The 14,569-nt window shown below is 69.4% G+C and carries 20 protein-coding genes; 5 read left to right on the forward strand and 15 right to left on the reverse strand.

Annotation, left to right across the window (positions count from 1 at the left end; translation table 11 throughout):
- Positions 1-152: 152 nt before the first annotated feature.
- From OHU74_RS04955 to OHU74_RS05015, 13 genes are all read right to left on the reverse strand, one after another.
- Positions 153-1,292 (reverse strand): AAA family ATPase, encoded by a 1,140-nt coding sequence (locus OHU74_RS04955; protein WP_371614767.1) that lies wholly within the window; start codon positions 1,290-1,292, stop codon positions 153-155.
- On the reverse strand, positions 1,289-1,765 hold the full coding sequence (locus OHU74_RS04960; protein WP_371614768.1) for a hypothetical protein: 477 nt from the start codon (positions 1,763-1,765) through the stop codon (positions 1,289-1,291). The genes OHU74_RS04955 and OHU74_RS04960 overlap by 4 nt, the downstream gene beginning before the upstream one ends.
- Positions 1,762-1,986: a helix-turn-helix transcriptional regulator gene (locus OHU74_RS04965; protein ID WP_371614769.1), complete on the reverse strand. Its 225-nt coding sequence runs from the start codon at positions 1,984-1,986 to the stop codon at positions 1,762-1,764. Before OHU74_RS04965 ends, OHU74_RS04960 begins: the two co-directional genes overlap by 4 nt.
- A complete protein-coding gene (locus OHU74_RS04970; protein ID WP_371614770.1) occupies positions 1,976-2,197 on the reverse strand; it encodes a helix-turn-helix domain-containing protein in 222 nt (73 codons plus the stop codon). Before OHU74_RS04970 ends, OHU74_RS04965 begins: the two co-directional genes overlap by 11 nt.
- Positions 2,198-2,569: 372 nt before the next feature.
- A complete protein-coding gene (gene traB / locus OHU74_RS04975; RefSeq protein ID WP_371614771.1) occupies positions 2,570-4,585 on the reverse strand; it encodes a plasmid transfer protein TraB in 2,016 nt (671 codons plus the stop codon).
- A gap of 16 nt (positions 4,586-4,601) precedes the next feature.
- A complete protein-coding gene (traA, locus tag OHU74_RS04980; RefSeq protein ID WP_371614772.1) occupies positions 4,602-5,144 on the reverse strand; it encodes a plasmid transfer protein TraA in 543 nt (180 codons plus the stop codon).
- 86 nt (positions 5,145-5,230) lie between these two features.
- Positions 5,231-6,148: a hypothetical protein gene (locus OHU74_RS04985; protein WP_371614773.1), complete on the reverse strand. Its 918-nt coding sequence runs from the start codon at positions 6,146-6,148 to the stop codon at positions 5,231-5,233.
- A 2-nt stretch (positions 6,149-6,150) separates the two neighbouring features.
- Positions 6,151-6,396: a hypothetical protein gene (locus OHU74_RS04990; RefSeq protein WP_371614774.1), complete on the reverse strand. Its 246-nt coding sequence runs from the start codon at positions 6,394-6,396 to the stop codon at positions 6,151-6,153.
- Complete coding sequence (locus OHU74_RS04995) at positions 6,393-6,617, reverse strand: hypothetical protein (protein ID WP_371614775.1); 225 nt, start codon at positions 6,615-6,617, stop codon at positions 6,393-6,395. Before OHU74_RS04995 ends, OHU74_RS04990 begins: the two co-directional genes overlap by 4 nt.
- On the reverse strand, positions 6,614-6,808 hold the full coding sequence (locus OHU74_RS05000) for a hypothetical protein (protein WP_371614776.1): 195 nt from the start codon (positions 6,806-6,808) through the stop codon (positions 6,614-6,616). Before OHU74_RS05000 ends, OHU74_RS04995 begins: the two co-directional genes overlap by 4 nt.
- A gap of 73 nt (positions 6,809-6,881) precedes the next feature.
- Positions 6,882-7,259 carry a hypothetical protein gene (locus tag OHU74_RS05005; protein WP_371614777.1) on the reverse strand — a complete coding sequence of 126 codons (378 nt, stop codon included), beginning with the start codon at positions 7,257-7,259 and terminating at the stop codon, positions 6,882-6,884.
- Positions 7,256-7,771 (reverse strand): hypothetical protein, encoded by a 516-nt coding sequence (locus OHU74_RS05010; RefSeq protein ID WP_371614778.1) that lies wholly within the window; start codon positions 7,769-7,771, stop codon positions 7,256-7,258. The genes OHU74_RS05005 and OHU74_RS05010 overlap by 4 nt, the downstream gene beginning before the upstream one ends.
- A 5-nt stretch (positions 7,772-7,776) precedes the next feature.
- Positions 7,777-8,010: a helix-turn-helix domain-containing protein gene (locus tag OHU74_RS05015; RefSeq protein ID WP_371614779.1), complete on the reverse strand. Its 234-nt coding sequence runs from the start codon at positions 8,008-8,010 to the stop codon at positions 7,777-7,779.
- Between the two features lie 191 nt (positions 8,011-8,201).
- Between OHU74_RS05015 and OHU74_RS05020 the strand changes: the two genes are divergently transcribed.
- The 5 genes from OHU74_RS05020 (at position 8,202) to OHU74_RS05040 (ending at position 13,214) form a co-directional block, all read left to right on the forward strand.
- Positions 8,202-8,939, forward strand: a complete 738-nt coding sequence (locus OHU74_RS05020; RefSeq protein ID WP_371614780.1) for a GntR family transcriptional regulator — start codon at positions 8,202-8,204, stop codon at positions 8,937-8,939.
- Between the two features lie 190 nt (positions 8,940-9,129).
- Positions 9,130-10,563, forward strand: a complete 1,434-nt coding sequence (purB, locus tag OHU74_RS05025; protein WP_371614781.1) for an adenylosuccinate lyase — start codon at positions 9,130-9,132, stop codon at positions 10,561-10,563.
- A complete protein-coding gene (mug, locus tag OHU74_RS05030) occupies positions 10,560-11,189 on the forward strand; it encodes a G/U mismatch-specific DNA glycosylase (RefSeq protein WP_371619570.1) in 630 nt (209 codons plus the stop codon). Before purB ends, mug begins: the two co-directional genes overlap by 4 nt.
- Positions 11,186-12,289: a M20 family metallopeptidase gene (locus OHU74_RS05035; protein WP_371614782.1), complete on the forward strand. Its 1,104-nt coding sequence runs from the start codon at positions 11,186-11,188 to the stop codon at positions 12,287-12,289. Before mug ends, OHU74_RS05035 begins: the two co-directional genes overlap by 4 nt.
- Positions 12,290-12,440: 151 nt before the next feature.
- Positions 12,441-13,214: an SDR family oxidoreductase gene (locus OHU74_RS05040; RefSeq protein WP_371614783.1), complete on the forward strand. Its 774-nt coding sequence runs from the start codon at positions 12,441-12,443 to the stop codon at positions 13,212-13,214.
- A gap of 27 nt (positions 13,215-13,241) precedes the next feature.
- Here the strand turns inward: OHU74_RS05040 and OHU74_RS05045 are convergent, their stop codons facing one another.
- Both OHU74_RS05045 and OHU74_RS05050 read right to left on the reverse strand, forming a co-directional pair.
- Positions 13,242-13,757, reverse strand: coding sequence for an alpha/beta fold hydrolase (locus OHU74_RS05045; protein WP_371614784.1), 516 nt, complete (start codon positions 13,755-13,757; stop codon positions 13,242-13,244).
- Positions 13,758-13,797: 40 nt separating this feature from the next.
- Positions 13,798-14,547: an ABC transporter permease gene (locus tag OHU74_RS05050; RefSeq protein ID WP_371614785.1), complete on the reverse strand. Its 750-nt coding sequence runs from the start codon at positions 14,545-14,547 to the stop codon at positions 13,798-13,800.
- Positions 14,548-14,569: the final 22 nt, after the last annotated feature.

Raw genomic sequence — 14,569 nt, forward strand, 5'->3', positions numbered from 1 at the left:
CTGGGGCTGTCCGACCTGTCCGCTCCCTAAAGGAGGGGAGCGGAGCGGACAGGTCGTCCGTCATGCCCTGTCCGCTACCTGTCCGCTACCTGTCCGGGACAGGTCTGACCTGGGGTTTCTTCCGAACCTGTCCGCTGATTCCGGACAGGTAATTAGTCCGGTTCCTCCTGTCCTGTCCCTGAGGGGTCAGCGGACAGGTTTGCGGACAGGTTTTCCGTCGCCTCCACACGCTCTTTCCGGTGCTTGATGACGTCGGCGAGCAGCTTGTTCTCGGCCTGGATTCCGAGGCTGCTGCAGGCCTGCCTGAGTCGGTCTCGGCCCCAGTTGGTGGGGAAACCCTTGGCGTCGAGGACGGCTGCGATCTCGGCGACCCGACCGTCATGTCCAGTGCGGGCCTGCGGGACGCTGACGGGGTCAAGAGGTACAAGGACGATGGAGGTGACGGGCGACCCGTCTTCCTTGAACTCACCGTTCAGGGCGACTTGGTGCAGGCCGAAGACGACGTCACCGAGCTCTTCGTCGTCCTTCTGCTTGCCCGTCTTGAGGGTGATGGTGGTGTCACAGAGCCCTTTGCCCTTGCGCTCGACGCCGAGCTCCGTCTGCAGGGCCCCCTTGACCGCGGTGGCTCCGCGACCTCGGTCGCTGTCGTGGCCGGCATGGTGGACCAGCAGCACGCAGGCTTCGGAGGCCCCGCGTAGCTGCTCCATTCGGTCGACGACCCGGCCCATCTCCGTGTTGGAGTTCTCCTCGATGCCGACGGTGACGCGGGCTTGCGTGTCGATGACGACGAGCGCGGGCCGCATTCGCCGGCAGAGCTCGACCAGCACGAGCCATTCGGGGTCCATGGCCTGTACGGGCCGGGGCAGGAACTTCACGCCAAACATCCGGCGCCCGTAGTGCTGCTCCCATGCCCGGACCCGCTTACGGATGCCCTTCATGCCTTCGGCTACCAGGTAGATCACTGGTCCCGGGTTGACCTGCTGGCCGTGCCAGGGGGTGCCGGTGCCGACGCAGCCAGCGAAGTCGAGGGTCATGAACGACTTGAAGGTGCCGGAAGCGCCGTACACGCGGGTCAAGGTGTCCCTGAAGAGCAGGTCCGCGATGATCGGGTCGAGGGGTTCGATGCTGTCGAGAGCTTCGGAGTCGAGCAGCTCGGCTTCGAGGGCTTTGAGGCGGGCCTCGAAGTGCTCCTCCGACGTGGAACCGACGGCTCGCAAGCTGGTAGGTGCACCGCTCTCACCCGCCCACATGTCGTCGTCGGGCGGGTAGTCGGGGACGTGGAACGTGGTCACGCGGCCATCCCCCTCTCGTGGGCATAAGTGAGGTAGCGGCCGTTGCCGCCGGGGACACGGATGGGAGGCCATCCAGTGGTGGCTTGCAGTTGGTGCGGGGGCTTGGGCTTCCGGGCTTCGGTGAGCTCGGCCAGGGTCTTGGCGTCGGCCACGAAGGACCGGCTGCTGACGTCGCGGAACCACTGGAGGAGTGCTTCTTCGTCGCCGTATTTGCGCCAGAGCTCAGCCGCTGCAAGTACGCCGGCAAGACGTCGCGGATCATCGGGCCGGAGCGCCCGCCAGGCCTTGCTGGCGTAAGGCGGGAACTCGTCGGCGTAGAAGGCGGTGCGCGCTTCGGCCCACAGGGCGACGATGTCGCCGGGGTCGATGCGCGGCCCCGGCTGTGACAAGCTGGACTCAGTCGACCCGCTAGCCGTGGAGACTTCCTGAAACGCCCCGGAGTCGAGCCGGGGCGTTTTTACGTTCTGGTTCATGCGGCTTCTCGATCCTCCCCGGACAGCAGGCGGATGAGGTCTGCCGTGATGACCATGCAGCGGCGGTCGCCCACCTGGATGGCCTTGACGGGGGCATCGCCCTGGTTGATCCGGTCGTACAAGTAGGTCTTGCTGCAGCCGAGGGCGCTGGCAGCCTCCACCACGCTGATCGTGGCGGGCCAGCTGCGGACTTCGGCGAGCGTGGGGCGTTTAGGCGGCATGGGCTTCCTCTTCTGCGAGGAGGTCGTCAACTGACCGGCCGAGGACGTCGGCGATGGAGGCCAGGACGGTGATGGGTGGGGTGACGCGCCCGAGTTCGTACTCGTGGATGCTGTACGCCGACCGGCCCACGCTGATGGCGAGTTGTTCTGGGGAGATGCCTGCTGTCCTCCGCGCTTCGCGGAGTCGACGGCCGGAGAAGTACCGAGCCATGGAAGGTCCCTGGAAAACACGAACGCCGAGCATGTGGGCGACTCGTCTTGAGTCACGCACTGCCCGGCGCCTTGGGAACCTCCTGGGTGGCACCGCTGGCCTTACTCAGTAGGGGTTCTCCACCGGGGTGAACTCGCCTACTGCCTGGGGCTAGCAGCTCGACATTCTCTGTCGATTGCCGGGCAGTTTACTACGGGTGATCGGCTACGTAAAGAGTGGATGTTCGAACGCGCGGTGCGGCCGGGCATTCGAAGCCGCTTCGACGTGCTGTCAGATGCCCGTCAGATCGGGTGTCAGAGCCGCCTGACACCCGCTCCTGCCTAGGGGTTTGGGTGTCAGGCCCTTCTGACGCGTCAGAAGGTGCCAGGACTGTCAGGCGTCGGCCATGGCGGGCACGATCCGGTACCGGCCGGGCTTGGACGTGATAGCCAGGCGCCCGCCGTCGAGGAGCTGCTGCAATTCTCCGGAGACCCATCCGCGCTTCCGGCCGAGGCGGTCACCGTGCTCCATGACCTCCTTCACGCCGATCACCATCGTGCCGTTGGCCTCGAATTCGGCGACGATCTCCTGCAGGACCGTGCGGGCTTCCTCCCGGCTGAGATCCGCACCGTCGGGCTGCCCGAAGACGACGTTCTCCTCACCGGGTCCCGGCTGAGGCAGTTCCTCGCGCGGGTCGATGTCGAGGTCTTCGTCGTCCAAGCGGCTCACAGCCGTCTCCTCGTCATCCTCGTTGGGCTCCGGGTTCTCTTCTTGATGCCGGGCCCGTTCCGTATACGCCTTACCCACCGCCATCGCGGCCGCACCAGCGGTGATGAAATCGACCTTGGCGCCATGACGGGCGTTCCAGTCCGCCACGGTCTCCATCAGAGAGATCGCGGACGGCGTGAACCAGCGGGTTCGGCCGGGGCTGGAGGAACGGGCGTCGTCGATGCCGGGGGCGACGAGGTAGCAGTAGCCGGGGCGCCGGTTGGACCAGCGTTCGGGTGCGGCGCCGGCGTCGATGACGGCGTCGGGCAGCATGAATCCGGCGGCGGTCGCGTTGGGGACGCCGAAGCAAAGGCGGCCGCCGAGAGCGTCACGGGTGGTGGTGCTGATCTGGTCGTGGCTGGCTCGCTGTAGGGAGATGACGATGGCCATGCCGGCCGAGCGGGCCAGGTTCGCGATGGAGTTGAAGGCGTCGTCGCCGAGCAGCCCGAGGGAGACGCCGGCCTCTTCGAACCAGGTGACATGGAACGGGAGCCCCGGGCAGCCGCACGGCGTGCGGTCCTTGCGGCAGGAGTGCGCCGGGTCGGTCTGCGTCTCGGCCGCCTCGGCGCACCACTGCCGGTAGTTGTGGCCTCCGAGCCACGCGGTGCGGGCCTGGATCGCCGGGACGACCGCCTCGACCATGGTTTCGGTGCCGTTGCCGTCGACTGCCCAGTCCATGGCGGGCAGCAGGGGCCGGAAGTCCTGGAAGCCCTTGGGGTCGGACAGCCAGAAGATGACGTCCCTGCGGGACAGGATTTCCGTCATCAGGTTGAGGGCGCCGTCGCCCTTTCCGGCGCCGGTCATGCCCGCAATCAGCAGGTGGGTGGCGTTGCGCTGCTGCTCGGGGTCGCCGGGCAGCCACAGCATCAGCGGCTGGCCGTCGTCGTACACGCCCAGGACCAGCGGGTCGGTGATGGAGCCGCCGGGGAGGGACGGTCCGACCTCTTCCCAGCGGACGGTGTCGGCGAGCATGTCCATGGGCACGATGATGAGCTCGCCGCGGCGGGCCGAGTCCGGGTCGGGCAGATAGCGGATCGCGGTCGCGGGAACGTCCAGGGCGGACGCCACGTTGCCGAGGGCCTTGGCCATGTCGTCGTTGGTCTGCTTGCCGGGCTCGAGCGCGATGGGAACCGTGACGCGGTTCGCCTCGACCTTCGCCTGTCCCATCTTGGCTTTGGCCAGCCCGATCTTTTCCATCAGGCCACCGTCAGATGCCGCGCTGCGGGCGCCGTCAGGGTCGCGGCGCATCGTCTGCCGGATGTTCCAGCTGAGGGCGATGACCACGCCGCCGACGACGAATGGCACCGGGGTGGGGCCGAACGCGACCGCGTGTGTGGTCCAGGCCGACGCGGCGGCCACGGTGATGGCGGAGTGGATACGCCGCTCCCGGCCGGTGGTCTTGGCCGCCCACCACGTCGCGACGGTCAGGGTGACGGAGCCGAGGGTCAGGCCGATGCCCATCCCCACGTCTTCCGCCCAGACCAGGTGTCCGATCGTGCTGGTCGTGCCGACCGCGCCGACGCCGAGCCACGGCGGCAGGTACGGCTTCGCGCGGTGCAGCAGGTAGCCCTTGATGCCGCCGCCATCACTGCTGCCTTTGAGCTGGTCTTCGTGCCGCTGCTCGACGTCTTTGCTGGTCATGCCGGATGCCTCCTTCTCAGTACTGGAACGGGCGGCCCTGCGCCGGCCGGTTCTGGGGGCGGGCGGACGTGATGTCGGAGTACTCGCGCTGGAACGCGGCGTAGGTGGCGGCGGCGTTCGAGGCGGCGTCGGCGAGGGATTCGCCGGCCTTCTTCAGCTTCCGGGCGATCTTCCTGGCCCTCAGCTTGTGCTGGATGATGTTGTCCTGCGGTGTGCCCTTGGCCTGCGACAGGGCGGCCTTCAGGATCTCCGCGGCGACGTACACCTCGATGGAGGCGTGGACCGCGAAGGCTCGAAGGGTGTTGCAGTAGTTCCTCAACTCGGCCGCCGACCCGAACTCAGGGTCGGGCAGCATGAACTGGGACCGCCCCTGTCCGCCGGCAGGACCCCCGCCGCTGCCGCTCGAGGTGGTGGTTCGGGTCGAGTTGACGTTGATGTTCGGGCCGAAGTTGAACGAGGGCCCGTGCTTGGTCTTGTCACCCTTGCTCGGCGGGGTCTTTCCCGTACTGCTCCTGACACCCTTTGCGAAGTGCTGAGTTCCGCCGTTGGCAGCGCTCACGATGTCCCCTCCAAGTCGGTCCGGGTGGATCCCGGCCCCCACCGCTCCCCCACACGCACGGTGCGGGGGACGGGAGAGACCGGGGGCTACCGGTAGGCGGCGCGGTCGAGCTTGTTCCGCTCCCGCCGCACGGTCGCCTCTACGGACGTCTGCTTGGCATCCGGGACCTTGGCGAGGATCGCCTCGACCGCCTCCTGCTTGGACGCTCCGGCGGTCAGCTCGACGCGGGCCAGATGGGCGATGTTCGCGTCGGGTTCGGGCTGTTCGCGAACCGTGTTCGCCCTGTTCAAAGCGGGTTCGGGGCGGCCCGAAGCGCCCTCGTGTTCGCGGACCTGTTCGGCCGTGATCGCATTCGCACTGCTGCGGAAGTGATCGAGCCCGGCCAGTTCGTTCAGGTCTCGCTCGGCGGCCAGGAGCTCCAGCCGGGCATGCACTTCCGCTTTCGCGGCCTGTCGGCGAACGCCAGCGATGGCGAGCTTGGCGTTCGCCTTCGACATCTCCGCGGCGACCCACTGGGAGTCGGCGGGCGACAGGTCCTTGTCGATGTGCTTGAACACTGCCCACCACAGCACCTTGGCCACGATGGACACGGCGGCGCCGACCGCGGCCATCTGCCAGCCGCCGGCGAGCATCCCCTCGAGGAAGATGGCGCCCGCGGCGACCAGGGCCAGGATCCAGCCGACCTTGCGGGGGAACTGCCGCTTGGCCGGGTCGAAGCGGGCCATCCACTCCAGAAGCAGGACGGCCAGCCAGGCGGCATCGAAGACCATGCCGGCCAAGTAGCCGACGCCGCCGCCCAGGAGGGTGCCGATGCTGTGCGTCGACCAGACGATCGCCACGAGGGTGAGGGCCAGGACCAGGCCGCTGACGCCGACGAGCGCCATCGTGTCCTTGTCGCGGGGCAGCTTCGGCATCCGCACCGTGTACGGCTCGGACACCTGGTTGGTGGTGCCGTCGATGGTGCGGTCGACCAGGCGGTGCCGGATCTCGCTGACGAACCTCATGGTCACTGGCTCCCTTCGGGGCGCGGCATCGCGCGGCAGGTCTCGGCGTGCTTCTGGGCGTCGCGCTTGGCGCCCTCGGTCATGTAGTTGAGGCAGACGGAGATGTCCCGCCCGCAGCCCCGGCAGGTCGCCGTGGTCCGGTCGCGGTCCTGGCTGACGTCGACGGTGGCCTCGTGGTCGCCGGTGATCTCGGCGGCCTTGGTCAGGTAGCGGGCGATGACGCCAGGCGCCCAGGCTGCGGCGCTCATTCGGAGACACCTGCCTGCGTGTGGGTCTGAACGTGGGAGGTCATCTGCTGCTGCAGGCGGTACTTGCGCTCCTCGCTGATGCCGCGGTAACGGATCTCGAGGCCGCATTCCATGCACTTGAAATGGCCACCGCGGCGGCGAGCCACGTCCACCAGGAGGTCAACCACGATCACGAGGACCGCGAGGATCACGATCACGTCGAGGGCGTTGGGGATGCTCATTCGGAGACTCCTTCGGCTACGCGCACCACGCGGTGGGCGGCCAGGTTGGCGCCGTGCCGGTCAGCGGCACGGTTCGCGATGATCAGGGCGGCCATCAGGGCCGGAATCTCGGGGAGGGGCCGGGACCGCCGGTCGAGGGAACGCAGCGCGGCGTTCTCCGTCGGCCGGCGGATCGGCCAGTGGGAGGTCACTCGCCGTCCTGCGGCTCGATGGGATCGTGGCCGCCCTGCCCGCACCAGTCGCAGGCGCTCGTCGCGGCCCCCATCACGCGCCACCGTCCTGCAGCGACTGCAGGCGCGCCCGCAGCGGCAGCAGCCCGTACAGGGCGTGCGCGGTGATGGTCGCCGCGAGGTCGCCGAGGCCGGCGGGGTCGAACTCGTGGTGCTCGCCTTCGATCTCGACGGCCACGGTGATGCGTCGGCTGCTGTGCTCGGCGAACGGATACTGCGACAGGAACGCCGTCAGGAACCGGACCGGCTCCGTGCCGGGGATGTCCACGGTCGCGGCGTGCTCCGTGCCCTCGTGGTGGATGTCGGCCCGGCACACGCCATCGCGGTGGCCACCAGCGCACCAGGACGGCTCGGGCAGGACGACCGGCCCGTGGTCCTTCGTCTGGATCGTGATGCTGTAGGGCGCGTTCACAGCTGCACCCGGCCCTGCTCGCGCAGCTCAACCAGCTGGGCGTGTACGTCGCGGAACCTGGCAAGCTGGGCCTCGAGCGTCAGGATGACCGTGGCCAGCCCGTCCGGGTCAAGGCTCTCCATCCAGTGGTCGTCGACGATCTCGACCTGGGCGTGCGGCACGCGCTCGTGCAGGTGACGGGAGAACGGCTCCTGCCGAATGAACACACCCAGGACCCGGAACTCCTCGACCCTGTTCGCGCCCTCGGAGACGGGCAGGTACACGTCGGTGCTGCTGGTGGCGCACCAGACGTCCTCGGGGTGGATCGGCGTCTCGCGGTCCTGCTTGTGGTCGGCGGTGCAGCCCTGCAGGCAGGTGACCTCCCGCAGGTTGCCGGTTGTGCGGTCGAGGAACGACCACGTGCGGGCCGGCGGGGCGGCGGGGAGGGTCTCGCGGGTCGTTGCCGTCGGCTGGACGGGGACCGCGGCGAGCTTCGGCTCGGGACGGAGTGTGCTCGGCAGCTCTGCGGGCATCGCGGTCACAGCGCCACCGCCAACTCGCTCGCCGGGATGCCGCGCTCGTCGGCGTAGGCCTTGAGGGCGGAGCGGGGGATGCGGTAGGTGCCGCGACCAGCGCCGACGCGGTACGAGCCGATCAGGCCCGTCCGGACGGCGGCGTAGACGGTGGAGGTGTCGACGCCGAGTGCGACGGCCACGTCCTTGACCTTGAGGGCCGCGCCACCAGGGCGCACGGGGGTAGAGTTCTCCTGCATCTGGTTTTCTCCAAGGCTCGATGCGCGGCCTCGACGGACTCGGTGTTGGTAGCACCGAGACACCCCGTCGGGGCCTTTTGCATGGTTGGCCCACCTCGCCCTGTTCTGCGGCTTGGCGTAGGACTAGGATGTTCTAGAAGACTCCCAGAGTCAACAACCATTGCAGAAGATTCTAGAAGGGCAGAGTTTGTATGGTTCGGGACCTGTCAGGACTGCCGCCCTATCGGCGCATCGCGGAGCAGATCATCGAGCGCATCCGCAGCGGTGAGCTGCAGCCCGGCGACCGCGTGCCGTCGGTGACCGACATCATGCGAGATGAGAACGTCAGCCGGGCAACCGCCGCCCGGGTGCCGGGCGTGCTCCGCGCCGAGGGCTGGGCAACGGCCACGCCTGGAGTCGGCACCATCGTGTCTCAGCCCAAGAAGCTGACGGCCGGCGCCGATCGACTCCAGCTGGTCCGGTCAGGCGGTACCGGACTGCGCGATAACGAGCGCGTCGAGATCCTCACCTGCGAGATGCAGCAGGCCGGGCAGGAGGTGGCCGATGCGCTGGGCCTCGACGCGGACGACCAGGTCGCCATGCGCCGCCGCCGCTACGTCGACGACAACGGCGTCGCCGCAGTCTCCGCCACGTGGGTGTCTGCCGCTATCGCCGAGGCTGCCCCAGAGTTCCTCGCTGCGGAGCCCTTGCCCAAAATGACCTTCGGCCTGATCGAGGACCGCACTGGCCGCCGCGCCGTCCGGCGTCGCGACACCGTGACTCTGCGGCCGGCACCTGCAGACGTAGCCGCGCTCCTCGACGTAGCGCCCGGAGCCCCGACGCTCGTCATGACCAACCACTACTGGGATCAGGACGGGGAGCCCACGGAATATGCCGTCGACTACCTGGGCCCGCAGCGCGCACTGTCCGCCGAATACAACCTCGACTGACCCCGCCCCCAACGAAGAGAAGGCCCCGCCGGACAGCCGGCGGGGCCTTCGTTTGTTGCTACGACGGACGTCTCACACTCGTCTCACAGACCCACACACTCAGCGCGGCCTGTGAGGCCCGTGACCTGCGATTTCATGGTCACCACGGAATTGTGCGGTCCTCCACGGAAGGAATGTAAACTCCCTCCACGTGACTGCCAAGCCCCGCATCCCCAATGTCCTGGCCGGCCGCTACGCCTCCGCGGAGCTCGCCGTCCTGTGGTCCCCCGAGTACAAGGTGACGCTGGAGCGGCGGCTGTGGCTCGCCGTGCTCCGCGCCCAGAAGGACCTCGGTATCGAGGTCCCCGACGAGGCCCTCGCCGACTACGAGCGCGTCCTGGAGACCGTCGACCTCGCCTCCATCGCGGAGCGCGAGAAGGTCACCCGGCACGACGTGAAGGCCCGCATCGAGGAGTTCAACGCCCTCGCCGGCCACGAGCACGTCCACAAGGGCATGACCTCGCGCGACCTCACCGAGAACGTCGAGCAGCTCCAGATCCGCCTCTCGCTGGAGCTGGCGCGCGACCGCACGGTCGCCGTCCTCGCCCGCCTGGGCAAGCTGGCCGGCGAGCACGCCGAGCTGGTCATGGCCGGCCGCTCCCACAACGTCGCCGCTCAGGCGACCACCCTGGGCAAGCGCTTCGCCACCGCGGCCGACGAGCTGCTGGTCGCTTACGGCCGCCTCGACGACCTGCTGACCCGCTACCCGCTGCGCGGGATCAAGGGCCCGGTCGGCACCTCCCAGGACATGCTGGACCTGCTCGGCGGCGACGCCGCGAAGCTGGCCGACCTGGAGCAGCGGATCGCCGCCCACCTCGGCTTCGGCCAGGCCTTCACCTCCGTCGGCCAGGTCTACCCGCGCTCGCTCGACTACGACGTGGTCACCGCCCTGGTGCAGCTGGCCGCCGCCCCGTCCTCGATCGCCAAGACGATCCGCCTGATGGCCGGCCACGAGCTGGTCACCGAGGGCTTCAAGCCCGGCCAGGTCGGCTCCTCCGCGATGCCGCACAAGATGAACACCCGCTCCTGCGAGCGCGTGAACGGCCTGATGGTCATCCTGCGCGGCTACGCGTCGATGACCGGCGAGCTGGCCGGCGACCAGTGGAACGAGGGCGACGTCTCCTGCTCCGTGGTCCGCCGGGTCGCCCTGCCCGACGCGTTCTTCGCGCTCGACGGCCTGATGGAGACCTTCCTGACGGTCCTCGACGAGTTCGGCGCCTTCCCGGCCGTCGTGGCCCGCGAGCTGGACCGCTACCTCCCCTTCCTCGCCACCACGAAGGTCCTCATGGGCGCCGTGCGGGCGGGGGTGGGCCGCGAGGCCGCCCACGAGGTCATCAAGGAGCACGCGGTGGCCTCCGCCCTCGCCATGCGCGAGCAGGGCGCCGAGCGCAACGAGCTGCTGGAGAAGCTGGCCGCCGACGAGCGGATGCCGCTGGACCGGGCCCAGCTCGACGCCCTGATGGCCGACAAGCTGTCCTTCACCGGTGCCGCCGGCGACCAGGTCGCCGCGGTGGTCTCGCGCATCGAGGAGATCACCAAGGAGCACCCGGAGGCCGCCGGCTACGCCCCCGGGTCGATCCTCTGACCCCCGACGAGCTGAACGCCGCCCGCGACCGCGTCCTCCCGGACGTGGTCGCGGGCGGTCTGCGCGTGCTCTTCTGCGGGATCAACCCGGGCCTGCTCTCCGCCGCGACGGGCCACCACTTCGCCCGCCCCGGCAACCGCTTCTGGCCGGTCCTGCACCTGTCGGGTTTCACCCCGCGCCGGTTGGCCCCGGCCGAGCAGGAGGAACTCCTCTCCTACCGCCTCGGCATCACCAACGTGGTGGCCCGCGCCACCGCCCGCGCCGACGAGCTGAGCGCCGAGGAGTTCCGCGAGGGCGGACGCCTCCTGACGGCCAAGGTCGAACGGCTAAGCCCCCAGTGGCTGGCCGTGGTTGGAGTCACCGCCTACCGCACCGCCTTCGGCGAGCGGAAGGCGCAGATCGGCCCGCAGGAGCGCACCATCGGCTCCACACGGATCTGGGCGCTCCCCAACCCCAGCGGCCTCAACGCCCACTGGACCGCCGAGTCCATGGCCCAGGAGTACGCCCGCCTGCGCGCGGCCGCCGGCTCCCCCGCCTTCCCCGGTCCCGGCGGCGGCGCCGCGTATCCCTGTCCGGGCGATCTGCGCGGGGCGGACCGGCGCGTGCTGGATACCCTTGCGGTATGAAGATGCACATGGCGGTCCCGGTGAGTGTTGACGCGATGATCGAGGACCTCAGGACTCTCGTCGAGGTCGAGTCCCCCTCCCGCGATCTCGACGCCCTGGCCACATCGGCCAAGACCGTCGCCGCCTTCATCGAGAGCCGCCTGGGCGGTCAGGCCGTCCTCGTGGAGAGCGAAGCCGGTCCGCACGTCCACTGGTCGGCCGGCGGCGTTCCCCGGGTGCTGGTCCTCGGCCACCACGACACGGTGTTCCCGCTCGGCACCCTCGAACGCCGCCCGTTCAAGGTCGAGGACGGCCACGCGACCGGCCCCGGCGTCTTCGACATGCTCGGCGGTCTGGTGCAAGCCGTACACGGCCTGGCCACGCTCGCCGACCTGTCGGGGGTCGAGATCCTGGTGACGGCCGACGAGGAGGTCGGCTCGCACTCCTCCCGGCCCCTCATCGAGGAACGGGCCCTGGCCTGCGGCGCCGTACTCGTGATGGAGGGCGCCGCCGACGGCGGTGCCCTCAAGACCGGCCGCAAGGGCTGCGGCACCTTCCAGGTCTCCATCGCGGGGCGGGCCTCGCACGCGGGCCTCGAGCCCGCGGCCGGGGTCAATGCCCTGATCGAAGCGGCCCACCAGGTACTGGACATCGCGGCGCTCGCCCGGCCCGACATCGGCACGACCGTCACCCCGACCGTCGCGGCCGCGGGAACCCTGGACAATGTGGTCCCCGCCGAGGCGACCCTCGTCGTCGACGTCCGGGTCGAGTCGGCGGACGAGAAGGAGCGCATCGAATCGGCGTTCGCGGCCCTGTCCCCGCACCTCGACGAGGCGAAGATCGCGGTACAGGGATCCGTCGGCCGCCCTCCGATGCCCGAGTCCGCCTCGTCCGAACTCTTCGCGCTGGCCGAGCGGCTGCTCCCCGGCCTCGAAGGCAAGGCGGTCGGCGGCGGAAGCGACGGCAACTTCACGGCAGCCCTGGGCGTACCGACCCTCGACGGCCTCGGAGCCGTCGGCGGCGGCGCCCACGCGGACCACGAGTACCTTGTGATCGAAGCCATGCCCGAGCGGGCGAACCTCGTCGCCGGCCTGGTCCATGCCATCCGGCACAGGCACTAGCGACAGCCCGCCCCACCGGAGATCCAAGGCGGACCGCGCCGTTCCACAAGGGCCGCAAGAAACGGAGTGCTCGCCGGAATACGCCTTCCCTACCCTCGAGTCGTCCATCGAGTTCCATCCAGCGGAACAGACTCTTGAGGGGCCCAGGACAGTGGACAGACTGACAGGCAAGACCGCGGTGGTCACGGGCAGCAGCCGCAGCATAGGGCGCGGGATAGCCGAACAGCTCGCTGCGGACGGCGCGTTGGTGGGCATCCACTACTCCGAGAGCCAGCAGGCCGCCGCCGAGGCCGTCGACGCCATCATCGACGGCGGCGGCCGGGCGTTCGCCTTCGGTGCGAAGCTCGGCACGGAGGGGGACACCGAACGCTTCTGGAACGGGTTCGACGAACAGCGGGCGAAGTACGACGGCAGCGGCGACACCGGGCTCGACATCATCGTGAACAACGTCGCGGTCGCCCTGCGCGACGAGTTCGAGAACGCGACCCGCGCCGACTTCGACGAGATGGTCGCGGTGAACGTACGGGCGCCGTTCTTCATCGTCCAGCAGGGCCTCGGCAGGCTCCGCGACGGCGGGCGGGTGATCAACATTTCCTCCGCGGTCACTCGGCTCGCACTCACCGAGGTCATCGCCTACGGCACGACGAAAGGCGCGCTCGACACCTTCACGCTGATCCTGTCCAAGGTCCTCGCGGCCAGGAACATCACCGTGAACTCGGTGGCCCCCGGCTACATCGACACCGACTCCAACGCGAGCTGGCTCCGCTTCGACGAGGAGGCCTGGCGGGAGACCGCCGCCAAATCGGCGTTCGGCAGGGTGGGAACACCACAGGACATCGCGGACGTGGTCTCCTTCCTGGCCTCGGACGACAGCCGCTGGGTGACCGGCCAGATCATCGACGCCAGCGGAGGCACTCGCCTCTAGAAGGTCCGGACCTCCGCCCGTGCCCCGTCAGCGGGCGAGGAACGGGCGGAGTGCCGCGGCGAGTTCGGCCGGTGCGTCCAGTGCGATGAGGTGGGCCGCGGCGGGGAACTCGACCAGGGTGGCGCCGGGGATCCCGGTGGCGTACCGGCGGGCGATGTCCTGGAAGTCGGCGACGTCGAGGAGACCGATTCCGACCAGGGTGGGAACGGCGATCGTGGCGATGTCACCCTCTGCGCGGCCTCGGGAGTGTTCCCCGACGGTGTCCTGGTTCACCAGCGACGTCCGTACCGGGGTGCGGAGTCGTTCGGCCAGCCCGGCGGCCACGTCTTCCCAGCCGCGGGACGGTCCGCGCAGCCACATGTCCAGATTCACGCGGACCGCGGTGTCGATGTCGCCCGCGGCCAGGGCCGCCGTTTCGGCCTCGTCGTACGCCACCATGTCCGCCGACCAGTCATAGCCGGGCCACGGCGGGGCCAGTAGGGTCAGGGACCGCACCCGGCCCGGGTGGGTGAGGGCGAAGTTCACCGCCACACGGTCCACCATGTTTGTCCGCCCCGCCGGAAGGGCTTCCGGCGGCCCGGTGTCACGCGTCCCGGCGTCGTATGGACACCCATCCGGCGGCCACCGCGAGCAGGGCCCACAGGGCCAGGACCCCGAGACCGGTCCAGGGGGCGAGGCCGCTCGACGTGTCGAGGCGCATCATCATCTGGCCCGCGCGGTCCGGAAGGTACCGGGCGACACCATCGGAAGCCGCGCCCAGGACGAAGGACACCATCAGCACGAACGGTATGAGCAGGCTGAGGGTGATCGTCGCACTGCGCAGTACGGCCGTCAGCCCGGCTGCCAGCAGGGCCATCAGCGTGAGGTACATGCCGCAGCCGAAGATCGCACGGTAGGTTCCCGGGCTGCCCAGGTCGAGGGCGTAGGAGCCCATGAACACCTGACCGCCGAGGAACGTCGCGAATCCGGCGAGCTGTCCGGCCAGGAAGGCCAGTCCGCCCACCACGGCCATCTTCGACAGGTAGAACCGTGCCCGGTTGGGGACCGCGGTCAGCGAGGTGCGCAGGGCTCCATTGCGGAATTCGCCGGACAGCGCGGTGGCGCCGAAGGCGAAGGCCGCGACCTGGCCGAAGTTGATCCCGTAGAAGGCCGCGAGGAGCGGATCCTCTCCCATGCTGCCGGCCTCCGTCCGGCCGATCAGCGCGGCCGCCAGCACCTGGATTCCCACGGTGGCGGCGAAGACCGCTATCAGGGCTCCGAAAGTGCCGCGCAGGGAACGTATCTTGATCCATTCCGAGTGCAGGACGGGGGCGGTGGGCAGAGCGGTGCTCATGAAGGAGCCTCCTTGGAAGTGA

Source organism: Streptomyces sp. NBC_00454, assembly GCF_041434015.1.
In the GTDB taxonomy this organism is placed as follows: Bacteria; Actinomycetota; Actinomycetes; order Streptomycetales; family Streptomycetaceae; genus Streptomyces.